Consider the following 23,519-nt stretch of genomic DNA (forward strand, 5'->3'; position numbering starts at 1 on the left):
AGCTTTCCCAAATTGAGAAGAGTCCTCTGCCTAGGCCCCTTGGGAGTCCTGTAGGACTCAACCAACTGGTGGTAGAAGTAGGTGGTTCCCGTTTGGTGATCTTTTTTTCTGACTCGTCGAATGAACATAGTAGCAGGACATTAGCATGAGGAGGGAAGGCGAGTCAATTCTGGCCCCTTATTTTCTACCACTACACCCAATTTTCGAGGCCCCTTCAACGGCCTTTCAGATAGTTAGATGAGCAAAATCGGCACACTGTCGCACTATGCAGCATATAGATGACAAACTTGGGCTAGGAGGCTGTCCGAAAACTCCGCGGACGACCGCTTTTCGCGTAGCGCAGCCCTTTAGGGCTGCGGAGGAACCCGCGGCCGTCGGATAGGCCATCGCGTATTCCCTGTCACTTCATGGAATTACGATGACCCTTTCCGCGGGGCTGAAGCCCCGCGGCTACGAGGAGGACAAGAATTCCGCGGCGTTGAGAGTCGGAGAGCCATTCTCCGACAGACTCCTAGGAGCTTGTCTGAGAACTCCCCGAAACGTCACTCCCGCGCAAGCGGGAGTCCATGACTTACTGGAAAGTCTGGATCCCCGCTTCCGCGGGGATGACGAATGGGCGTTGAACGGCGCAAATCAATCGTTCTCGGACAGGCTTCGCCTTCCTACTTCATGGTGCACCCGGTCTCCTCCGGCGGCGGGGTCACATCCTTGGCCGGAAAGATCTTCACCGGCTTCAGGATCCGGATGGGGAAGTTGGGATCCGATGCGGTCTTCCCCCAGGTGGCGTCCGTGAGCGCCTGATGGTCCTCGGGGCGGATCGTTACCGTTCCCACGGGAAGTTCCACCGTGAGGCCTTCCAGGGCGGCGATCACGGCGTCCTTTTCCACGGATTTCGCCTTTTCCGCCGCGGCCTTGTAGGTGATGAGCGCCGCGTAAGCCCCGTGGGCGTTGTAGGACGGGAACTGACCGTAGCGCTTCACGTAGCTATCCCGGAAGGCCACGTTCTTCGGTGAATCATTGCCCAGAAACCAATAGCGGGTGCCCACCCAAAGTCCTTCGGGCATCTTGTCCCCCAGGGCGTAGAGGACCTCCGTGGCCGCCCCCAGAGTCATGAGCACCTCCCAGTCCCCGTTGAAAAATCCCATCTCCGAGGCCTGACGGACGAAGTCGATGAGATTGCCGCCCCAGAGGGAGATGAGCACGCCTTCCGGCTTGGCCTGCATGATCTTGGTGATGTAGGAACTGAAGTCGGTGGTCTTGATGGGGGCGAAGGCCGCCTGATCATCGGGAAGGAAGGTCACGTCCGCGCGCAGAGCCTTCAGGTACTTCTGGAAGTATTCCCAGGACTGGTGCCCGAAAGCGTAGTCCGGTCCCACGGTGGTCCACACCTTGGCTTTCGTCTCCGCCGCCAGAAGAGCCGCGGCTTTCACGTTCTGGGCCAGGTTGACCGACACGCGGAAGGTGTACTTGTTGCAAACACTTCCCGTCACATCGGGCGTGGCGGCGTGGGTGATGATGAGAGGGGTCTTCATCTCGGGCATGAGAGGCACCACCGTCTTGGCCACACCGCTGGAATCCAGGCCGATGAGGCAATCCACGCCGTTCTGATACACGAGCTTTCGGATGGCCCGCACCGCCACGTCGGGCTTGCCCGTGGAATCCTCGAAGAAGGCCTCCACCGGCCGCCCCAGGATGCCGCCCGCGGCGTTGATCTCTTCCACGGCCATCTCGGCCCCCTGCTTGGCGAACTGCCCGTAGGTGGCGAAGGGGCCGGACATGATGTAAACAAAGCCGATCTTCACGGGATCGGCCGCCCGGCCGGCCGCCGGCACCGCCGTCAGTCCCATCGCCAGAAGCCACACCAAGAACCACATTCCAACCGACCATTTCATAAGCCTACCTCCTTGGATGAGTTATGAGTGACGGGTGATGAACCTCCCGCTGCTTCTCAGGGAGTCGGGGAAGGTGCCTGGGATCCGTTATCCGTAAGCCGTTATCCGTAAGCCGTGATGGGTGATCCGTAGTTCGTGATCCGTGGATGGAGTGATGAGTTGCGATTGATGGAACACGTCCCTACCCAGGGAGCCCATGTGATCTCGTGAGTCCGGGATCTATGCCCGCCCGTCGGGAGCACCGCCTGAAAAAGAATCGCCCACTCCGGATCAGGGGATCGCCCTTTCGCCTTTTACCTTTTCCCTTGCCCCTTCCGCTACGGCATGCGGCTTGCCATCGCGTCGTCCAACACCCGGCGGACCGTCTCGGCCAGGGCCAAGGCGCCGTAGGGCTTCTTGAGAAAGGCGGAAAAGCCCGCCTGCCGGGCTTCCTCGTCCCCGATGGAATTGCTGTAGCCGGAGGTGAGGATCACCGGGAGGTCCCGCCGCAGATGGCGCACCGCATGGGCCAGCTTCCTTCCCGTGATCTTGGGCATGGTCATGTCCGTGATGACCAGATCGAAGGCGTGGGGCGCATCCTGAAACCGGGCCAAGGCCTCGCGGGGATCGGAAAAGCCCGTCACCTGGTAGCCCAGCCGGGTGAGGATCTGGCGGGCCATCTCCACCAGGGCGGGCTCGTCGTCCACCACCAGGACTCGCTCGGTCCCCCGCGGAAGGTCCATCTTTTGTTCCGTTGCCGGGCCGTCCGTCGCACCTTCCAGGAGTGCAGGCAGGTAGATGCGAAAGGTGGTCCCTTCTCCCACCCGGCTTTCCACCCGCACGGCCCCGTTGAGGCCCCTCACGATACCGTGGACCACCGCCAGGCCCAGTCCCGTGCCTTCGCCCACCTCCTTGGTGGTGAAATAGGGCTCAAAGATGCGGTCCAGAATTTCGTGGGGAATGCCGCAGCCGGTGTCCCGCACGGTGAGCACCACGTATTCGCCCTCCCTGAGTTCCGCAAGATGAAGCAGGCCGTCCCCCTCCACGCACACCCTTTCCAGGCGCAGCTCCAGCTCTCCCCCGGCCTCGCGCATGGCGTGGTAGGCGTTGGTACAGAGGTTCATGACCACCTGGTGGAGCTGGGTGGGATCTCCCAGGACCGGAGGCACTTCCGAAGGGGCGTACTCCCGGATCTCGATGGTGCTGGGGATGGACGCCCGGAGCATCCTCACCGCCTCCTTGATGAGATAGCGCAGGTGCACCGGCCGTTTTTCCATCTCCTTCTGGCGGCTGAAGGTGAGGATTTGCTGGACCAGGTCCCGGGCGCGGCGTCCCGAAGCAAGAACCCGTTCCAGGTGCTGATGGGCCTTGCTCTCTTTGGGGATTTCCATCCGGGCCAGTTCCGTGTAGCCCACGATGGCTCCCAGGATGTTGTTGAAGTCGTGGGCGATGCCGCCGGCCAGGGTCCCAAGGGCTTCCATCTTCTGCGCCTGGCGTAGCTGGGCTTCCAGCGCCCGCTCTTGGGTCACGTCCCGGCAGATGGCCACCACGCTCATGACCCGGCCTTCCTCGTCGCGCACGGGGCTGAGCGTCATCTCGAAATCCCGCCGCCCTCCCGCCTTGGTGGGAAGAGTGACGTCGCCGGTCCATACCTTGCCCGCCTTGACCGTCTTCCACATCTCTTCGTAGTAGGCCGGCTCATGCACCCCCGAAGACAGGTCCGCCAGGGGCCTCCTTTCCAGCTCCCCGGCGTCGTAGCCCGTGGCCGAAAGAAACGCCGGGTTCACGTACTGAATGACCCCATCCCCGTCCGCGATGATGATCCCTTCGGACGCCTGTTCGATGACGGCTTCAAAGAGGCGCTTGCGCCGGTCGGCTCGGATGCGTTCCGTGATGTCCACCACGATTCCCAGGGCCGCTGGCCGTCCTTCGTGGCTGATGAGCGACGAATGGACCTCCAGCCAGCGTTCCTCGCCGGGGTCGGCCAGAGGCAGAGGGTACACGGCGGGCGCTTCCCGCCCCGCCAGGCGGTCCAGGTGGGCTGTCCTCACAAACTCCCGGTAGTCTTCCCGGATGAAGGGAAGGAAACTGCGCCCTTGGAGTTCTTCGGGGCTGCGGCCCAGAAGCCGGGCCAACGTGTTGTTCACATAGATGAAACGCGCCTCCTGGGTGATGATCACTCCCACAGGGCTTCGTTCCGCCAGGATGCGGTAGCGCTCCTCCGATTCCCGGATGGCCCGCTCCAGGTTTTTCTGTTCGGTGATGTCCGTGCAGGTTCCTCCCACCGCCTCCACGCGACCTTCCTCATCCAGAAGGGGATAGAGGGTATCCAGGTGCCAGTAGACCCGGTCCCCCCAATGAAACTCGTGCTCAAAGGAAAAGGCCTTCCCGGACTCGATCACGTGCCGGACCCGGTCCAGATACCCGGATCCTTCTTCGCCCCCGTGGATCTCGTCCACCCGCTTTCCGATGAGATCGCCGGGCTCCAGCCCCAAAGGTTCCAACGCCCGTTTGTTTACCGAGGTGTAGCGCCCTTCCAGGTCCAGGGTGAAGATCCAGTCGCTGGCCGATTCCACCACCATGCGGTAGCGCCGTTCAGACGCCAGGAGTCGCCGGTGTGCCTCCTCCACCTGCTTCCTCAGGAAAGCCTTTTCCAGACATTCGGAAATGGCCGCCGGGAGCCGCTTCATGTGCCGCTTCAACAGATAGTCGCTCAGGCCGTTCTTCAGGGCCCGGACCGCCACCTCTTCCGTTCCCGTACCCGTGACCATGATGACGGGCACATGGGGGTCGCGTTCCCTCACTCGGGCCAGGACCTCCAGACCGTCCGACCACCGCAGATGGTAGTCGGTGACCACCGCCGTATAGGGGAAATCTTCCATGGCCCGGTGAAAATCCGCCGATCCCCCGACCTCCCGGATCTCCGCCTCGGGCCATTCCTTGTGAATGAGACGGGATATGAGGAAACGATCGTTGGGGTTGTCATCCACCAACAGGAATTTCAGCATCATCACACCTCACCAGTTCCACGAAAAACGTGCTGCCCACGCCCGGCTCGGACTGAACGGAAAGGCGGCCGTGCATGAGATGCACCATGCGCTGGGCGGCGGTCAGACCCAATCCCAGGCCCTCGTACTCCTCGCGGCTGTGGAGCCGCCGGAAGGGGGAAAAGATGGCCTCCCGCTTCTCCGCCGGGATGCCGATGCCCCGGTCCCGCACATAAAGTCGTGTCAGGATGGAAGGGGTTTCTTCCCAGCCGATCTCCACCCGGGGAGGCACGTTGGGGGGCACGTACTTGAGGGCGTTGCCCACCAGGTTGTGCAGGACCGAAACGAGAAATTCCTCAACGCCCAGCACCTTGGGCCACGGCCCTTCTTGAAGAGACACGCGTGCTTGGGACTGGTCGATCTGGGGCCGAAGCCTTCTCAAGACCCTTCGAGCCGCCGCCTCCGGATCCACCGGCGCCAGGATCGGCGCGCGGCTTTCCAGTTTCACGAAATCCAGCGCGGCGTCCATGAGGCGCCCCATCTCGGAGGCTGCATCCCGCATGCGGGTCACATACTCCAAGCCGCCGCCCAGATTCGTCCCAAAGTCCTCCACCAAGGCCTCCGCCAGGCCCTCCACCGCCCGGGCGGGCGCCCTCAGGTCATGGGCCATCATGTACACGAAGGCCTTGAGGTCCTGGTTTCTTCGTTCCATGTGAACCGAGAGGCTGCGGGCTCGAAGGAGAACGGCCAGGCGGGCCTGGAGCTCCAGTCGGCGAACGGGCGCAAAGAGGAGCTCGTCCACCACCTTCCACAACTGGCTGGAAGCCAGCCCCAAATCGGCCTTGGAGGCGATGAGGAGAACGGGAAGCAAGCGGGGCTGTTCCGCCGCCTTTCGGTCCAGGACGGCCTGCCGGGCCTCCGCCAGGCCCGGCCCGTCGGCCACGATCAGGTCCACGGGGGCCGCCAGATTCTGCACGCCTTCCAGGAGCACCAGAGGCGGTTCTTCACTGTCTCCCGCGAGAAGAAACTCCCACGAGCCGGGCTCAAAGCAGCGCCGAAAGGCGGCCAATTCCTTGACGAGAAGCCTTCGGTTTTCCCGGTGCCCCAGGAGCAACAAGACGGTTTGGAAGCCGTCGGGGTTCATGCATCCTCCAAAAGGGCCTTCACCGTGGCCAAGAGCTGCTGCATCACCAGGGGCTTCACCATCACTCCCCGGGCGCCGTGGGCATAGGAAGCCGCCTCCACCTGACGACTTTGGCGGGGCGACAGCACAAAGAACGGCACATTCCGTTTGCGAAGCTCGTCGCACAGGGGCCAGATCCCCGCATCGAGCCCCGCCAGGTCGATGAGGGCGAGCCTCAACGGAAGGCCTTCACCCAAGGCCTTTTCCATCTCCTGGACGCTTCCGGCTTCCATCACTCCGAATCCTTCCCTTTCCAGCACCTGGCGAAGAAGGCGGCGGTTGGCGGCGTTCCTTTCCACCAGCAGGATCATGGAATCTCCTTTTCCAGCACCTGGGAGGCTTTCCGAAAGCGCCGGGGATGAGCGTTTTTCCGGTAGCGAAGCCCTTTAGGGCTGCGGAGGAGCCCCCGGTCGTCGGATGGGCCATCGCATAAGGCTTGCGACTTCAAGGGGTTACGATGACCCTTCCCCGCGGGACTGAAGCCCCGCGGCCACGAGGAGAACAAAAATACCCCGTCGTTGAGCGCCGGAGAGCCGTTGTCGGGCAAGCTCCTGGGAGCTTGTCCGAAAGCGGACCCGAAAGCCTTTTCCCCTGGGAGAACAAGCCCCCCGCTCGCACGAAAAGCGGGCGAGATGCCCGCGCTCCCGGGAAAACAGCTTTCTGCGACACGCTCCCAGGGGTTTTTCAGGAAGATCTCGACTCCGCCAGTTCGGGCACACCCCGCAGGATGCCGCGAAGTTCCGTGAGCGAACGGCCCACCTTGACGCCATAGCGGGTGATGGCGAATTCGCGAAGAGTCTCCTCAAAGCTTCCCAGCCGTTTTTTCAGCACCCCGATGGCCCGCTTCAGATGGCCGGCCATCTCCAGGTAGCGCAGGAAGACAATGTTGTCGCCCAGATAGCTGAATCCGTGTTCTGTCGGCTTGAATTCGCCCGTGATCTCCTGCACTTCCTCCACCAGAAGCACGGTCACACCCAGGGCGCACAGGCTCTGAGTCAGGGCATGCAGGCGCCCCACAAGGTCTCCACCCCGCACCGTGAGTCGATATCCGGCGGTGCTGTCGATCATGACGATCCGCGTATCGTTTCGCTCCACCTCGTCCAGCACCCGCCGGCCGAAGGCGTCCGCGCTGTATTGAAGCGGCTCCACCCGTTCCACCAACAACATTCCTCGACGAACCATGTCCTCGGCGGGGATGTTGATCTGCCGGCACCGAGTGAGAACCCGGGCCGTGTCTTCCTCGAACGTGTAAAGACAGGAGCGTTCACCGCGTCCTGCCGCCTCCTTCAAGAAGACCAGCCCCAGGGTGGTTTTCCCAACTCCGGAGGGTCCCGTAACAAGTGTGACCGTTCCCTGCTCGATGCCGCCGTGGAGGAGCTCGTCCAGTTCGGGGATGCCGGAGGAAAGGAGATCGAAAGAAACGGAGGCCACCCGTTCGCCCGGCGTGAGCCGGGGATAGACCACTAGGCCGCGCTTGGTGATGGTCATCTCATGGAGACCCGCCAGGAAATCGGAACCCCGGAACTTGGCGATCTGAAGGCTCCGAACATCCCCCACGAAGGTCACATCGATGATGCCGTCGCAAAGGAATTGGAGATCCGCATCGGGGGCCTCAGTGCTGGACTCCGAGGTAAAGACCACAGTAGCCCCCCGGTCCACCAGGTACCGAAAGAGGGACAACGCCTGGCGCCGGAACTGGAACGGATCGCTGCTGAGATACCGGAACTGAGTCATGGAATCGATGAACACCCGCCGGGGCTGGACGGATTCCACCGCCTCCACGATCCGCCGGGTGGTGGGCTCCCGCTCCACCTCGGCGGGGGAGAAGATGTCGTAGCTTTCCGATTGGGCAAAAAAGTCCGGTCCGGGGCTCAGGTCCAGGAAGTGGACGTGGGTGAGGTCGAAGCCCATGGCGGCGGCGTTGGCCTTGAGCTCGGACGGGGGTTCTCCCATGGTGATCCACAGGGCGGGTTCCTTTCCGTCCGCATCGGCGGTCACGAAATGAAAGCCCACCGTGGTCTTGCCGGCGCCCGGCCCGCCCCGCACCAGATAGGAGCGATGGGGAAGAAGCCCCCCGCCAAGGACTTCGTCCAGACCGGCAATGCCGGTTCGGATGCGCTTGGAGTCGTTCCCCGCCATGTCCCCCCCTTGTTTTATCTTCGGGTTTCACCTTGATCACCGCGGCCCTTCGGCAGAAGGCCGAGCCGGAGGAAGGACGCGTCGTACTGGATGGTCGCCTCAAATCCACCCGCAGCCGTCGGAAAGGGAGAATCGTCGGAAGGAAGAATCGGAGAGACATTCGGCTGCCCAAGGTGTGTCCGGCTGTGGCCGCTCGCCTCGGCATTTTCCGGAGCGTGAAGTCACCGGAACCGTTCCACCGGGTGCCGCCGCCCGGATTTCAATCCCCGCCGGGTCCTTTTAACTGGAGCATGGGGTAACGTTACGAAAAAAAGACAGTCCGGTCAACATTTCGGATTTCCACTTTCTTCGCCAGCTCCCCTTAGCAGAGCCTGCCCGCGCCCAAGTGGAAAAAATGTCCCGTTCTGCGGCTTCACCGGGCGGGGATAAACCCCGCCCCTACACAGCATATCCCGCCGCGCCCCTTTCCGCCCGAACCATCGCACACCGGGCCGCCCCAAGACACTCTTCCCCCGTCCACTGATCCCACCCCCCTTCGGCGATCCGAAAAACTCCCATGCCACATCACCCACCACCCATCACTCGTCACGGATCACGGATCACGCTCATGAAGGGCGATGTCCGTCCGGCACCGGGCGCAGTCTTCGGGTCCGAACCCGGCGCAGGCCCGGGGCTTGATGCGGTGGATGGCGCAAAAATAGATGTCGCGGCCGAAATACTGGAAGAGAAAGGGGCACAGCTGTTGATGGGGATGGGCGCTGCCTTCGATCATGGCGACCCAGCGGGGAGGGTAGCCGACTCCCGGAGGCGGTTCGGCCTGCACGCCGCCGATCTGGCAGCAGGTGCCGCAGAGCCTGCACCAGCCGCCGGAGGGCAGGGGGTGCAGCCGGCCGTCCAAGGGAACACAGGTGACGGTCTTGGGGTCCGCCACCCGAACCAGGTCCCTTTTGGCCTCCAGGAAAAGGTCCGCCGCGGCCGCCACCTGGAGACTTAGGGCCTCTTGAATATCCGGGCGGGTCTTATTGATGAAAAAGCGCATGCCCGTCACGTCAGCCAGGATGGTCCGGCGGATCATGCCCAGAGGGAAATACGGGTCCCAAAGGGCCGCTTCAACGGTGCGCGCATGGGGGCTGAAGAAAGGGTGCGCCAGGAGGGACCGAAGGGCGCGGCGGGTTTCCGGTCGCGGTTTCGGGATTTCTTCCCGAAGTTCCAGAGTCCGCCACTCAATGATTTCCTTCAGGATGTCCTGCCAGAATGGCCTTTCCCGCCACATGGTTTCCCCTTGAATTTTCCAGGGGACTGTCCGATAGGGACCTTTCCCCGGGAGCGCGGGCGTCTCGCCCACACCATCAACGGGCCGCATGCCCCCGCTCCCATGGAGGAGGCTTTCGGGTTCGTCGCCGGACAGTCTCCTGGCGTTTGCCCGAGAACGGGATTCCCTCATCCATGGGCAGGGGATCCGCCTTCTTTCGCAGCCGAGGGGCTTCGGCCTCGTGGCATCCGGTCATGGGAACCCCCGCGGCCTTCTCGGAGAGACTTTCTGGGAGATGAGCGCCCGGCAATGTTCCTTGACCTTTGACGGCAATGCAAGAAAAATGGCTGCCCAACGGCTGAGACCATCGTACGATTCCATGGTTCGGAACTTCTGCTCGCAGGAAAGGAGTGTCCATGCAGCGAAGGTCTGGAAACTCGGCGACTTGCAGGAAAGGCGTCCTGAAGGTGACCACTTCCTGTTTCGCCGCCTTTTTGCTCGTGATCCTGGCATCCGGCTATGCCCGTGCGCAGGCCCGGGACCCCGTTCGCATGGGGATCCTTCCCGTCCTGGATACCCTTCCGTTGCAGGTGGCCATCCACGAGGGGTTCTTTGAAAGGAAAGGCATCCAGGTGGAGCTCGTTTCTTTCAACAGCGCCCTGGAACGGGACGCGGCCATGCAGGGCGGCCAGCTCCAGGGATATTTCGGCGATCTTTTGAACACCCTCCTGCTGGTGAGAAACGGCATCCCCATGCAGGTTCTCACCGTTTCCTACGCCAGCCGGCCGGGTCGGCGCATGTTCGCCCTGGTGGGACGCCCCGGGCTGGACGCGCCCTCGGCCGCCGCCGTCGGGTCCGCCACGGTAGGGCTTTCCAATGCCACCATCATGGAATTCCTCCTGGACGCCCTGCAGGAGCGGGCACAGATCCCAGCCGGCACCTGGAAGCGCATCGAGGTCAAGAAGATCCCGCTGCGGCTCCAGATGCTCCTTTCGGGACAACTGGACTTGGCCGTTCTTCCGGAGCCCCTGGTGACGCTGGCGGAATCCAAGGGATCCAGGGTCTATCTCACCGACGGGGATCTGGATCTTCCGCTCACGGTGGTCTGCCTGCGCCGGGATCTTCTGGAATCGGAACCGAGCTTCGGCGCCAAGTTCCTGGCCGCCTACGAAGAGGCCGTGTCCGCTCTTGCGGAACACCCGGAAAGGTACCGGGAACTCATGAGCCGCACCTGCCGCATCCCTCCGTCCCTTCAGGCAACCTTTCCCATGCCGGCGTTTCCCGCTCCGGGACTTCCGGATCCCGCGCGGGTGGACCAGGTGCAGTCCTGGATGGTGCTCCGCGGCATGATCCCGGAACGTGTGCCCTACGGGAACCTGGTGTGGCGGTCCCCTCAATGAAAGGGAATCGCAAGGGGAGCGGATGCCCTATTTCGGTAATTGTGACAGGGATCCCTAGGAATCTAAAAACTGCAGGGGCGAATGAGCATTCGCCCCTGCGTGCCGCGAGCAGGAAATGCACAAGGCCATGTCTCAGTGCGTCCAGGAAGAACCATGATCCAGCCGGCTGCCACGGGCTATCGGAAGGACTCCGAAAGCGAGACCGTCCTTCGGGCCGACGACCTCTCCAAGCGCTTCGCCGCCAACGGCCCGGGCGTTCTGAAGAGTGTGTCCATCACCGTGGGCGGTGGGGACACCTACGCCGTGGTGGGTCCTTCCGGCTGCGGCAAGAGCACGCTGCTCTACCTCTTGTGCGGTCTTCTGCACCCCGATGCGGGAACGGTCCGCTATCGCGGCGAACCCATCGTGCGCCCGCATCCCGAGATCGCCGTGGTGCTCCAGGACTTCGGGCTTCTTCCCTGGAAAACGGTGCAGGACAATGTGGCGCTGGGGCTTAAGATCCGCGGCGTCCCCCGGCGCGAGCGCCGCCAGAAGGCGCGCGAAATGCTGAGGATCCTCGGCCTTGCCGGAACGGAAGACCGCTACCCGTCGCAATTGAGCGGCGGGGAGCAGCAGCGGGTGGCCATCGCCCGTGCTCTGGTGGGAGATCCCGGCCTTCTGCTGCTGGACGAACCCTTTTCCTCCCTGGACGCCATCACCCGGGAACGGCTCCAGCACTACCTGCTGGAGATCTGGAATCGCTTCCGGGTTCCGTACGTACTGGTCACCCACAGCGTGGAAGAAGCCGTCTTCCTGGGGAAAAAGGTGCTCGTCCTGGCGGGGCGGCCCGCCGCTATCGTGGAAGTGATGGAAAACCCGGGATTCGGCGACCCGTCCTACCGCGACAAGAAAACCTTCCATGCCATGGCCCGGGCGCTCCGAAGGGCCCTGGATCGAGCGGCCCGGGGGGAGTGAAGTGATGGGTGATGGGTGATGAGAGGCGGGCGGGCGTAAAGCCCGCCCCTACAGGATCGGATTGAGACCCTGCCCGCAATCATGCGGCGAAGGATTTACGATGCGGTTTGTCCGTTATGTGGCGGCGCTTGCCGCGATCGTTCTGATCTGGTGGATTCTTTCGGCCCTCTTCGGGGGCGGGAACATCCTTCCCGACCCCGTGCAGGCTTTCTCCGCCTTCGGGGCGTCCCTGGGTACCCCGATGTTCTGGAACCATTTGGCGGCCAGCTCCGGCCGAGTTCTTCTATCCATGGCCCTGGCCTGGGCCGCGGCCTTTCCCTTGGGCATCGTCATGGGAAGCTCCCGGAAGGTGGACGCCTGGCTCGCCCCCTTCGTCTTCGTCACCTACCCGGTGCCCAAGATCGTCCTGCTTCCCGTGGTGCTCCTTCTCTTCGGGCTGGGAAACCTTTCCAAGGTGCTCCTCATCTCGCTGATCCTGGGGTACCAGGTGCTGGTGGCCGTCCGGGACGGCGTGGCCAACCTGAATCCCAGGTACCTGGATTCGGTGCGCAGCCTGGGAGCCGGCCGACTGGATCTCTTCCGGGAAGTCCTGGTGCCGGCGGCCCTGCCCCATGGGTTCACGGCCCTGCGCCTGGGAACGGGCACCAGCGTGGCGGTGCTCTTTTTCGTGGAATCCTTCGCCACCACCCGGGGACTGGGCTACCTCATCATGGACGCCTGGGGCCGGCTGGACTACCGGGACATGTTCGTGGGGATCCTGGGGATGAGTCTTCTCGGGGCGGCCCTTTTCGAAGCCGTCAACGGGCTGGAGCACGTCTTGTGCCGGTGGCGCCGCGCACGCATCCGGTGATGAATCCCCCCGCCTCCCCTTTGAAAAAGAGGGGAGAAACGGCCGGGACCCCGCCGGTCACCACGTCACCACGTCACTCATCACTCATAACGGCTCCGCCAACCGAAGGCCTACGGGGAGCGATTCGCCGAAAAGCCAGGCGGCTTCGTCGCGGGCGGCCGTGCTTTCCGGACGAAGGAGCAGGTCCCGGAAGCGGTCGGCGGCGCCTTCCAGGCCGTCCAGCCAGGCGGACACCCGATCCAGCATCTCCCGGGGAAGATCCCGCACGCGGTCGTCTGTTCTCGCCGCCAGGTGCACCACCGCATGGGCGACCGATTCCTCCGCCACCGGATGGGCTTCCAGGATCTCCCGGACCCATCGGGCCGCCGTTTCGGCCGGAACCACCCGATCCACCGGCCCGTAGAAGGGCTTTCGGGCCCCCAGCCGCGTGAGGGTCCACAGGTCCTGGGGTCTCGGTTTCTTCGACAGCACGCGGGCCAGCACCTCTCCGCCCAGCACTTCCTTGGCGTCTGCGGGAAGCCGCTCGAAATTGGCCACGGCCATCCACGCTTCCGTCTGCTCCTGGGGGCTCAACCGGAGCGACGGCTTCTTTTTCCCCTTCTTCTTGCCTGTGGAACCGGAGAGCAGGGCGGGGGAGAGTTGCTGGTAGATGTGCCACTGCTGCCCGGCGCTGAGCCCCCCGGCCACGCGGCGCCAGAAAATCCACCACTCCAGCCGGCACTGGACCTGGCGGTGGAACTGGACCCCCTGGGGAAAGAGCTTCCAGACTTCGCGGATGCGCCATTCGTCCACCGGATCGCCGTAGCCGGGCCTGAGGCAGTAGCCCAGCAGATTGAGCCACCTGGATTCGTGCTGGAAGCTCCGGCTGCGTCCCTCCCGGCATTCCAGGAGCGCATCGGCCAGAACGCGGATGATGGCCATGGACCATCGCTGCTTCGGCATTTCCAGGATGCGGCTCAGTTCCTTGGGAAGACTCTCGGGGGCGGGCCCTCCCTCGCTTCCCCGGTTGAAGACGGCGGCCACACATCGGCGGGCCTCTTCCAGGACGGCCTCGTCCACCGTATCGGCCGGACCGTTTTCCACGGGAGACCCTTCCGGCTGCTGGCGCACATCGAACCGGAGGCGCCACTGGTGGGGCGTCTTGAGAGACCGGCACCACACTTCCAGGGTCCCCACCTCGCTCAGCTTGGTGGCCAGCTGGACGGGAAGTCTCTGGGCCGTCCCCTTTTTGCCAAACCGCAAGGCCGTCCGAACCGGCGGCAGTTCCGTCACCTCCTCCGGGTCCAAATCCACCACATCCCCGCGCCGGTCTCCCAGGCGGGTGTGGGACGTGAGGATCTGAAAGGAGGCCGGCTGGTTGGTGAGGACTTCGAAGATCGGGGCCTCCAGGGTTCCTTCGTATCCCTCCTCCGTTCCCCTGGGGATGAGACAGACCGCGTGCCGACTTGGATCGCCTCCCGCCTCTTCGTCCGTTCGGGCCACTTCCACGTAGTAGGCCCGGGGCGTTCCCGCCCCCACGCGCACCCCGGCTCCCAGGCGCACGATGCCGTAGTAGGCCGCTCCCAGGGCCACCGCCAGATCGGGGTGGGGACTGTCCAGTTCCACCGGTTGCCAGCCCTCGCCGGCACGGTTGCGGAACCAGCTGGCCACCACTTCCAGGATCCGGGTGCGGACGGTGGCGGGAATGAGCGCCCCGCCGTTGAAGAGCACGAAATCGGGGAACGGATCCGGGCGGTCCGTCTGATCCCGGAAGAGGGCTTGGTGCCGCCGCCAGAACGCCGCCAGATGGCGCGTCACGGCCGGATCCTGCACGTAGGGAAGACCGAACTCGGTGATGCCGGCCCGCCGGCCCCCTTCGGGCTCCTCGTCCAGGGCCACCCGGGGGAAGAATCCGTCCAGGATCCATTGGTGGACCTCCTCACGGGCCAGGGTTCCCTTCAGGGTTCCTCCGATGAGCTTCCCGCCCGTTCCCATGACGGTGACATCCACCGTGTCCCGGGCGTCCACGTGGGCCAGGAGAAGCTCCTTGGCCCGACGGCACCCGTGGCAGAGCTGATGCCAGCGCTTGGCGTCCAGCTTTCCGGGGGCTCCCATGAGCTTCATTTCCAGCCGGCGCGCCAGGGTGAGGTCCATGTTGTCGCCGCCCAACATCAAATGGTCGCCCACGGCCAACCGGTCGAACCGCAGGCCCTTTTCGCCGGAACGCACCACGATGGCGCTGAAATCCGTGGTCCCGCCTCCCACGTCGCAGACGAGCACGATCTGTTCCGGACTCATCAGCCCGGCCCACCGGTCTTCGTGTCGTGCCAGCCAGGAATAGAAGGCGGCCAGAGGTTCTTCCAGGAGCACCACCTTCTTGAGGCCCGCCCGGGCGGCGGCCTCCACGGTGAGTTCCCGCGCCGCTTCGTCGAAGGAGGCGGGGACGGTGAGCACCACCAGTTGTTCTTCCAGCAGGGCTTCGTCCCGGCCCTGGGCCATCACGTGGTTCCAGGCTTCCCGAATGTGCTGCAGATACCGGGCGGAAGCCTCCACGGGAGACACCTTGGGCACGTCCTTTCCGGCTCCCCACGGCAGAATGGGCGCTTCCCGGTCCACCCCGCCGTGGCACAGCCACGACTTGGCGGAACTGACCAGGCGGCCTGGGACCAGGGCCCCCTGTTCCCGGGCGAATTCCCCCACGGCATAGTCCCGGTCCGGAGCCCACGGCAGGGCCGTGGCCCCCTCCGGCAGGTCGTAGGGGCCGGGAAGGTAGAGAAAAGAGGGGAGAAGGGGCCTTCGGCCCACTTCCCCCGCATTAACCAACTGGGGAACGTTGAAGACGCGCATCCTCCTGGACGGCGCCTCGCCGCCTCCCTCAAGATCCACGTAGGCCACCGCCGAATTGGTGGTACCCAGATCGATCCCCACGGTGTAGCGGTGGATCGGTTCGTCATGCGTGTTCATTTGGACTCGTTTTCCCTCAGATTGAACGCCAGTCTCCACCGACGGTTGTCGTCTTCAGCGTTCACGCACCAAAGTTCCAGAACCCCCACTTCCGTAAAGCGGGCTTCCAGCCACACGGGCAACACCGTTCCGCCCTCGTCGGGATCGGTTCCTTCCAGGGCCGTCTCCATGGTGCTGACCTCCTGGATCTCGCCGCTCCAGTCCTCCACCACTTGGCCGGGCGGGTCGTCTTTCCGGGTGGTGGACGCCAGCAGGGAGAAAACGGCGGGTTCTCCCACCACGAGCCCGAAGGTGCGCTCGCGGATCTGCACCGTGCTCCCTTCTTCCAGCCCGAAGGGCACCACGCACAGGGCCTTGACGGGGGAGGGGATGCCGGGAACGGCGGGCATGGCCGATTCGATCCCGATGTAGTAGCTTCGGGCCGCTCCGGCGCGGATGCGGATGCCCCGCCCGCGACGCACCAGACCGTAGGCGGCGGCTCCCTTGGCCACCGCCAGATCCAAGTCCTCTGCGGGAAGTTCCACCGGGGGCCGGTGCGGGAACCAGGACGCCAGAATGTCCAAAATCCGGCGGCGCACCAGCTCGGGCTTCATGACGCCGCCGTTGAAGAGCACATGGGTGGGGCTCATGCCTTCCGATCCGACCGGGCCCAGATGGCGGGACAAAAAGGCCGCCAGATGGCGGGTCACCGCCGGGTCCGATTCGTAGGGGAGACCCATCTCGCGCACGCCCACCCGCGGTTTCGCTTCCGGAGCGGCCTGGGCATCACAGACGGGGAAAAACCCTTCCAGGAGGATCGATTCCAGCTCGGACCGGGTGAGTTCCGTTCGGATGGCGCCCCCGATGAGGGCGCTGCCGCGGCCCAACACCGATAGAGGCGCATTTTCCAGTGCCGGGCGGTTCAGGAGCTTTTCCTTGGCCTTGCGGCACTGGAACCACAGGGACCGGAACTGCCAGGAATCCAGCTTGGTGCCCTGGGAAGCCAGCTTGGCCCGGACCGCATGGGCCAAAGCCAGATCCATGTTGTCGCCTCCCAGCAGGATGTGATCACCCACGGCCATGCGCCGAAGCGCCAAGGCGCCGTCTTCTTCCACCACCTGGATGAGGCTGAAGTCCGTGGTGCCGCCGCCCACGTCGCAGACGAGCACCAGGTCGCCCACCTGGAGCCGTTCCCGCCAACCGTCGCCCACGTCGGCGAGCCAGGCGTAGACGGAAGCCTGAGGTTCTTCGATAAGCGTCAAGTGCTGAAGGCCGGCCTGCCGGGCCGCCTCCACCGTGAGCTCCCGGGCCACGGCGTCGAAGGAGGCCGGCACGGTGAGCAGGATCTCCTGTTCCTCCAGCCGGGCGCTTGGATCGTCCCGGGCGATCACATGGTTCCAGGCATCCCGAAGATGGGCGAGGAAGAGGGTCGACGCTTCCACGGGCGACACCTTCCGGCCGTCGGCCGGCGCATCCCACGGCAGGATGGGAGCCGTGCGGTCCACGCCTCCGTGACACAGCCACGACTTGGCCGAGGCCACCAGCCGCTGGGGAATCTCGGCCCCCCGGTCCCGGGCGAATTCGCCCACGGCGAAGGACGCCTCTGCGTTCCACGGCAACCGCAGCCCTTCCGGTGGGACGTCGTGGGGGCCGGGCAGGAAGATGAAGGACGGCAGCAGCGGCCGGGGCTTCACCTCGCCGGGAGCCACCACCTGCGGGATAGGCAGGATATGCAAAGGAAAACTTTCGAACTCGTCCGTATCCACGGATCCGTAGGCCACCACCGAATGGGTGGTACCCAGATCGATCCCCACCACAAAACGCGCTGCTGTCACCGAAAACGCCTCCTGTGCCGGCGCGGTCAGGATTCCGCGCCCACTTCCACTTCCGCCGGAGCCACGATCCGTTCCTTGCCCAGGTGCGCCGTGATGCGCGGCAGTTGGATCTTTCGGATCCTCCAGCCCCGGTGCCGCAGCACACCACGGAAGGGCGGGTCCCCTTCCACGTTCCCGGTCAGTCGGATGGCCGCCGCATCGAAGCCCTGCGGCACCGTCACCTGGGCTCCTTCTTCTTCGTCCATCACGGCTTCCAGTTGCACGTATTCGGCCAGAGCGGCCTTGCACGATTCGTGGATGGTGCGCACGGCCGCTCCGATCTGGGCGTCTTCATAGAGGCTCAGGTCTTCTCTCAGAAAGTCAATGAAGCGGCCCTGCCGCTGCAGGATGGACAGGATCTGGGCTGCCCCCACCGTCTTGGGATCCAGGTCCTCGGGGAGTGCATCGGCTTCCGCCTTGGGCTTTTCCCGCGCGGGTTTGGCCGGAGCTGCGGGGGCGGGGACCGCCTGTTCCGCGCGCCCGATGAGGCTTCTTCCCAGGCCCTGGGTCACGAGCCACGTGATCAGAACGCCGAGGCCCCCCAAGCCGAAGACCACAGCCGGAAGGTATTTTCTGGACTGGGTGATGAGGGTTTCCAGGTTGCTGAAAGCCTTGACGGCTTCCTGGGGCAGGGCGCCGCCCTCGGCTCCCAGAAACGGTTTCACCCACGATTCCAACCCCTGCAGCAGATCCCGGGCCAGGAAGTAGAAAGCTCCCAGGACCACGCCCTGAAAGAGAACTCCGACCATCAGAGTCTGCCAGGTCATCTTGCTTTTGAGTCTCATGCCACCGTCTCCTTCCTTTCCTTCAATTGGATCTCTCGGGTCGCCTCCCTTTCGGAACGGTGTAGATTACTGGAAACCCTCGCCGGGAACAAGGTGCCTGTCCGGAAAGTTTTGATCGGCGCCACATCGGACAGTTCTTCCCCATCGAGAGGTTCCGGCGGGCGGGCATAAAGCCCGCCCCTACGAAAGCAGATGGACCTGTTGGGTAGGGGGGAGGGGTTTCTATGCAACGCGGCCTCGTTCCGTTCGTGCGCTCGGCCTGTAGGGGCGAATGATCATTCGCCCCTACAGGGGTCTGCATCCCAAAGGTGCGTTTCATCCTTCGTTGTCACGGGCCGTCCGTGATGGGGGTTTATGTAGCCGCGGGGCTTCAGCCCCGCGGAAAGGGGACATCCCAAGCCCATGAAGTGACGGTCATTACCCGAGGGCCCATCCGACGCCCGGTGATTGCCCCGCAGCCCTGAAGGGCTGCGCTACGATAAAAACGGGCAGCCCGAAACACCTTCGGACGGGCGGGGCTAGAGGAGGCTGTGCAGCACCCAGAAATAGCCCAGGCTGCAGAAGAGCAGCAAGGCGCAGGGCCGCAGGAGGTACCGAAAGACCCTCCCCAGGGTCGTTTGAAAGTATTCGTTGGAAAGGAGCAGACACAGGTGCAGGGGGGAAAGCAGCACCCCCACAAACCCGGCGGCCAGGGCCAGCATCATGTAGCCGAGCATCCACTGGGCTTCCCCGAAGCCGTGCACCAGCGAGATCAGGATGGGAAAGGTGCTTCCCACAAAGGCGATGGTGATCCCCACCACGGTCCCCACCAGGAACGGCAGGATGATCGTGATGGGCACCAGCGGGATGCGCCACATGAGGAGTTCGTTGCTCATGGCCTGAACGGCTCGGCTGTCCTCCAGGATCCCCTTGAAGATGAGGATGGAAGCCACCATGTAAAACATCTGGAGGAGCTGCTTTCGGCCCAAGATGGCGAGACGCCGCTCCCGCGACAGGCGGTTTCGGTGCCAGACCCACTGGATCGAGAAAGCCAGGGCCACAATGAGCCCCATTTCCTTGCTCACCGTGACCGATTTCGGCAAGACCACGGAAAGGATGGAACCCAGTCCCAAGCCGCCGAAAATGACTGCGGCGATGGGAGCCAGTTCCTTCAGGAACGGGCCGAGGGGCGGCCTTCGGGCGGTACGGGATACGGCTCCGGCGGGTCCGGGATCCTGGGTGGGGATGTTCAGCGACCAGTAGCCCCCGGCCAAAGCCACCAGAGTCATGGGAAAGAGGCAGAGAACAAAGACCCACAGGTCCAGGCCGGCCAGCGTGGTAGTGAGCAGCACCCCGGGGTAAAGGGGCCACCAGTATTCCCAGATGTGCCGGAACCAGTAATTGATGTAACTCAGCTGATCCCCGGAAAGCCGGAGCTTTTCCCCCAGGGCTTTCACCATGGGGGCGGAAAAGATGGCACCTCCCGGCATGGGAAGAAGCCCGATCAGGGCGGGAAAGACCACCAGGTTGATCCGAGGCGTTCGAACCAGGCCCCTAAAGCTGGCAAGGAGCCGCTCCATCTGCCCGGCTTCTTCCAGGCTGTGGCTCAGCACCAGGATGAGGGAGACGATGACGGCCAGGGAGACGGTTTTGGCTTCCGTGAGCGAACCCAACACGGAGCGGCCGATGTCCAGCAGGGGCATCCCGAAGACCAGCCCCAGGACCAAGGCACCGAAGAAAAAGGCGTTTCCCAGCGAAACCTTCTTCCGAATGGCCGCCAGGATCAAAACGAACACGAAGAGGACTCGCACGATGGCGGGAACCGTAAGCATCCGATGGCGCCTCCTGTCAGCGTCCCGACGAACACACCTCATCCAGCAGGGCCGCAAGGACCGGCCCGTCTTCTCCGAAATCCAGGTCCAACAAGGGGAAAACCGCCCGTTCCAGGACGGAGGGCGGAAGGCGCACCGCATCCTTTTCCGTGGTGACGATCCACCGGGCGTCCAGCCGGTCCAGGGATTTCACAATCTTTCGGCACTCGGACTCCCGGAACCGGTGGTGGTCGCCGAAAATCCAGGTCGTCTTCGCGGCGATGCCTTGAGCCTTCAGGGCGGCAAAAAAGCGCTGAGGTCGGGCGATGCCGCACACCGCCACGCACCCCTGGTGGCGGAGAGTCGTGACATCCACGGGATGTCCGGTAGCGGCCTGTACAAACCGCCGGATCACCGGCCTCGCCCGAAGCAGGATCTTTCCCTTCGTCATTTCCACGTCCCCGTGAAAGCCGGGATCCCGCCCTTTCATCAGGCTGCGGGCTTCCGCTGGCCTGGGAGGCTGTCCGAAAGCGCCGCCACCCGTCACTCCCGCGCAGGCGGGAGTCCATAACTTACTGGAAATTTCGGATCCCCGCTTTGGCGGGGATGAGGAAGGGGCGTTGAACGGCGCTTCCATGAAAACGATCACGTGGGCCCGCCGGAGGGCCTCCGGAGGCTCCCGCAGCGGGCCCGCCGGAAGAAGCCGTCCGTTTCCCAGGGGCCTCCGAGCATCCAGCACCACCACATCCAACGACCGGGATAGTTGTACGTATTGGAATCCGTCGTCCAAGACCAGCACCCGGGCGCCGTCCTGCCTCACCGCCTCCATACCGGCTTCCCAGCGGTTCCGTCCCACCCAGACCGGCACCGGTTCGGGGCCGCAGGCCAGCATCACCGGCTCGTCCCCGTATCGAGCGGACAGGGACCGCTTCGGTCCCCGGCAGTCCACCCGGGCGGGAGCGGAACCCTGGACCCGTCGGCCATAGCCCCGGCTCAGCACCGCAGCCGAAACCCCCCGATCCGTCAGGTATCGTGTGATCCAGCGAACCAGAGGCGTTTTCCCTGTTCCCCCCACGGTCAGGTTTCCCACGCTGATCACCGGGACCGGCAGAGTCCGGCGCCGCGCTCGCCTTGCCGCTTGATCCCGCTCAAGACCCATCCGGTAGAGATGCTGGGCGGGGGACAGCAGACCGGAGATCAGCCGCCCGATGGGATCTTCCGGAAATCCGTACCAGAGTCTCTGGACCGCCTTTTCGACCAACGTTTTCATGGTCCCTCTCGTCCGCAGTTGCCGGGAAAAGGCCCCGGGTGCGTGCCCGGACCTTTCTACTCCGTCGCCCCTCCGCGTGCAAGCGCTGAGGACGCCCCGCACCCGACACATCGCGCAATGGTGGCCTTGAACCGTCGTCCACCCGCAGGAGGCGATCTCTTATCATGCTGCGGTCCCGGCGGGCGGGCATAAAGCCCGCCCCTACCAAAGCACTCCCATCACCCATCACTCATCACTCATCACTCATCACTCGTCACCCATCACTCATCACTCGTCACCCATCACTCGTCACTCGTCACGGATTGACAGCCCGGGTCGATTCGTTTCAAAGTAAAGTGGTGATCATTCCGGCAGGCTGGAGGGGATGAAACGAGGAGGGACCATGTTCAGCGCTTTGGAAGTGCTCAAGATCGCCGCGAAATTGGAAGAGAACGGAGAGACTTTCTACCGGAAGGCCATCGCTTTGCAGCAGGATCCGGAACTTGTCCGGTTGTTGGAAGAGCTGGCGGAAGACGAGGCCAAGCACAAGAAGTGGTTCGAGGATTTTCAGGGGCGGATTCAGGAACAGCCCGAGGACCGATGGGTGCAAGAAATCAGCGGGGACCTCCTGCAGTCCATGGTGGGGGATCAAAGTTTCAGCCTTCAGGAGGTGGATCCGGCGGATCTGGACAGCATGGAAAAGATTTTGGCCACGGCCATTGAGTTCGAAAAGGACACGATCCTTTTCTACGATATGCTCCGGGGCTTTATGGACGAAGGAGAAAGCGAGCAGGCCCTGCGGCAGATCATCGAAGAGGAGCGTTTGCACGTGGAGGTGTTGGAAGCGCGGCGTTCGGCCCTGCAGGCGTCGCCGGCGTGAGCACCGACCCGCAGGCCGTTCGGGACGGCAGCCGGCCCAGCCGGCATGGCGGATGGAGATGAACTTCCCCGGGAAAAAGCGGATTGCCCCGTTCCGGGCCTGACCTTATGATCCGTATCAGATCAGAGAGGCAAATGTTTTTCCGGAGGGCGAAGTGAAACCCGGATTCTCAACAACCCGATGGTTCTTCCTGGCGGCATGGCTTGTTGCGGCGGCGGTCACGCCTGCGGCGGCCCAGGCCCCCGGGTTCACACGGGAAGACCGGGAACGGCTCATTCGATTGGAGGCCGTCCTCACCACCTTCATGCAGCAAGCGGACAAACGCTTCGAAGATCTGCGCCACGACATGAACAAGCGCTTCGAGCAAGTGGACAAGCGCTTTGAGCAGATGGACAAGCGTTTGGAACAGGTGGACAAACGCTTCGAACAGGTGGACCAGCGATTTGAGCAGGTGGACAAACATTTTGAGCAGGTCGATAAGCGCTTTGAACAAGTCGACAAGCGGATGGAAGAATTGAGCAAACGCATGGACACCATGGTCCAGCTGATGTTGGGCATCATTGGAGCGTTTGCAGCGGTCGTGGCGGTGACCATCGGCTTCGCTTTGTGGGACCGTCGGACCATGATCCGGCCCTTCGAAACGCGCGTCAAGCCTTTGGAGGAGGATGTGGAAAAGCTCCGAAGGTTGCTGGAAGCCCTGCGAAAACTCGCCGAAAAGGACAAGGATCTGGCGGAAGTCCTGCGTTCCTTCACCCTTCTCTGATCGAGGCAATCCTCACCTGCTGGGACATGAACCAGAGTTTGGGCCCTGCGCCGGGCATGCCGGTCTCAAGGGGCGAATCGCCATTCGCCCTACAGTCTTTGTGTATTCCACAGCTGAATTGGGCGATGATTTCCCCTAGGAGGCTGTCTGAGAACTCCGGGGATGACCGCTTTCTTCGTAGCGCAGCCCTTTAGGGCTGCGAAGGAATCCGCGAACTTCGGGAGGACCTCCGGGTATTCCCTATGACTTCATGGGTTACGATGATCCCTTTCCGCGGGGCTGAAGCCCCGCGGCTACGAAGATAACACGAATCTCCGGCATCTTGAGCCGAGGAGCCATTGTCGGACAGCCTCCTAGCCCAAGTTTGTCATCTATATGCTGCATAGTGCGACATTGTACCGATTTTGCTCATCTAACTATCTGAAAGGTCGTTGATGAGGCCCCGAAAATTCGGTGTAGTGGTAGAAAAAAGACAGCCAGCATTGACTCGCCTTCCCTCCTCATGCTAATGTCCTGCTACTATGTTCATTCGACGAGTCAGAAAAAAAGATCACCAAACGGGAACCACCTACTTCTACCACCAGTTGGTCGAGTCCTACAGGACTCCCAAGGGGCCTAGG

Annotated in this window: 17 protein-coding genes; 5 read left to right on the forward strand and 12 right to left on the reverse strand. The window is 63.4% G+C overall.

Annotated elements, in window-relative coordinates; genetic code table 11:
- From BUB04_RS20465 to BUB04_RS17250, 7 genes are all read right to left on the reverse strand, one after another.
- On the reverse strand, positions 1-128 hold a 128-nt coding region (locus BUB04_RS20465), incomplete at its 3' end, for an IS1634 family transposase N-terminal domain-related protein (RefSeq protein WP_492215221.1).
- Between the two features lie 534 nt (positions 129-662).
- Complete coding sequence (locus BUB04_RS17225) at positions 663-1,892, reverse strand: ABC transporter substrate-binding protein (protein ID WP_218588516.1); 1,230 nt, start codon at positions 1,890-1,892, stop codon at positions 663-665.
- 317 nt (positions 1,893-2,209) lie between these two features.
- Positions 2,210-4,882: a hybrid sensor histidine kinase/response regulator gene (locus BUB04_RS17230; RefSeq protein WP_073041797.1), complete on the reverse strand. Its 2,673-nt coding sequence runs from the start codon at positions 4,880-4,882 to the stop codon at positions 2,210-2,212.
- Entirely contained in the window at positions 4,854-6,002 is a 1,149-nt protein-coding gene (locus BUB04_RS17235) for a sensor histidine kinase (RefSeq protein ID WP_073041799.1), read from the reverse strand. Before BUB04_RS17235 ends, BUB04_RS17230 begins: the two co-directional genes overlap by 29 nt.
- The gene (locus BUB04_RS17240; RefSeq protein WP_073041801.1) at positions 5,999-6,352 is read right to left on the reverse strand and encodes a response regulator transcription factor; all 354 of its coding nucleotides are present in this window, start codon (positions 6,350-6,352) and stop codon (positions 5,999-6,001) included. The genes BUB04_RS17235 and BUB04_RS17240 overlap by 4 nt, the downstream gene beginning before the upstream one ends.
- 373 nt (positions 6,353-6,725) lie before the next feature.
- On the reverse strand, positions 6,726-8,180 hold the full coding sequence (locus tag BUB04_RS17245; protein WP_073041803.1) for an ATPase domain-containing protein: 1,455 nt from the start codon (positions 8,178-8,180) through the stop codon (positions 6,726-6,728).
- Between the two features lie 592 nt (positions 8,181-8,772).
- A complete protein-coding gene (locus BUB04_RS17250) occupies positions 8,773-9,453 on the reverse strand; it encodes a hypothetical protein (protein ID WP_073041805.1) in 681 nt (226 codons plus the stop codon).
- 395 nt (positions 9,454-9,848) lie between these two features.
- Here BUB04_RS17250 and BUB04_RS17260 point away from each other — a divergent pair, with 395 nt between their 5' ends.
- The 3 genes from BUB04_RS17260 (at position 9,849) to BUB04_RS17270 (ending at position 12,636) form a co-directional block, all read left to right on the forward strand.
- Positions 9,849-10,832 carry an ABC transporter substrate-binding protein gene (locus BUB04_RS17260; RefSeq protein ID WP_084076619.1) on the forward strand — a complete coding sequence of 328 codons (984 nt, stop codon included), beginning with the start codon at positions 9,849-9,851 and terminating at the stop codon, positions 10,830-10,832.
- 153 nt (positions 10,833-10,985) lie between these two features.
- Positions 10,986-11,786: an ABC transporter ATP-binding protein gene (locus tag BUB04_RS17265; RefSeq protein WP_073041809.1), complete on the forward strand. Its 801-nt coding sequence runs from the start codon at positions 10,986-10,988 to the stop codon at positions 11,784-11,786.
- Between the two features lie 100 nt (positions 11,787-11,886).
- Complete coding sequence (locus BUB04_RS17270) at positions 11,887-12,636, forward strand: ABC transporter permease (RefSeq protein WP_073041811.1); 750 nt, start codon at positions 11,887-11,889, stop codon at positions 12,634-12,636.
- An 84-nt stretch (positions 12,637-12,720) separates the two neighbouring features.
- Here the strand turns inward: BUB04_RS17270 and BUB04_RS17275 are convergent, their stop codons facing one another.
- The 5 genes from BUB04_RS17275 to lpxK all read right to left on the reverse strand — a co-directional run bounded on the left by BUB04_RS17275 (position 12,721) and on the right by lpxK (position 21,277).
- On the reverse strand, positions 12,721-15,579 hold the full coding sequence (locus tag BUB04_RS17275) for an Hsp70 family protein (protein ID WP_073041813.1): 2,859 nt from the start codon (positions 15,577-15,579) through the stop codon (positions 12,721-12,723).
- Complete coding sequence (locus BUB04_RS17280; RefSeq protein WP_073041814.1) at positions 15,576-17,393, reverse strand: Hsp70 family protein; 1,818 nt, start codon at positions 17,391-17,393, stop codon at positions 15,576-15,578. The genes BUB04_RS17275 and BUB04_RS17280 overlap by 4 nt, the downstream gene beginning before the upstream one ends.
- A 26-nt stretch (positions 17,394-17,419) precedes the next feature.
- Complete coding sequence (locus tag BUB04_RS17285) at positions 17,420-18,217, reverse strand: DUF2760 domain-containing protein (RefSeq protein WP_143156542.1); 798 nt, start codon at positions 18,215-18,217, stop codon at positions 17,420-17,422.
- Between the two features lie 518 nt (positions 18,218-18,735).
- Entirely contained in the window at positions 18,736-20,028 is a 1,293-nt protein-coding gene (locus BUB04_RS17290) for a DUF401 family protein (RefSeq protein WP_073041817.1), read from the reverse strand.
- Positions 20,029-20,044: 16 nt separating this feature from the next.
- On the reverse strand, positions 20,045-21,277 hold the full coding sequence (gene lpxK / locus BUB04_RS17295; protein WP_073041819.1) for a tetraacyldisaccharide 4'-kinase: 1,233 nt from the start codon (positions 21,275-21,277) through the stop codon (positions 20,045-20,047).
- A gap of 382 nt (positions 21,278-21,659) precedes the next feature.
- Here lpxK and BUB04_RS17300 point away from each other — a divergent pair, with 382 nt between their 5' ends.
- Both BUB04_RS17300 and BUB04_RS19675 read left to right on the forward strand, forming a co-directional pair.
- On the forward strand, positions 21,660-22,136 hold the full coding sequence (locus tag BUB04_RS17300; protein ID WP_073041821.1) for a ferritin family protein: 477 nt from the start codon (positions 21,660-21,662) through the stop codon (positions 22,134-22,136).
- A gap of 154 nt (positions 22,137-22,290) precedes the next feature.
- Entirely contained in the window at positions 22,291-22,899 is a 609-nt protein-coding gene (locus tag BUB04_RS19675; protein WP_073041823.1) for a DUF3450 family protein, read from the forward strand.
- Positions 22,900-23,519: the final 620 nt, after the last annotated feature.

Source organism: Desulfacinum infernum DSM 9756, assembly GCF_900129305.1.
GTDB lineage: Bacteria > Desulfobacterota > Syntrophobacteria > Syntrophobacterales > DSM-9756 > Desulfacinum > Desulfacinum infernum.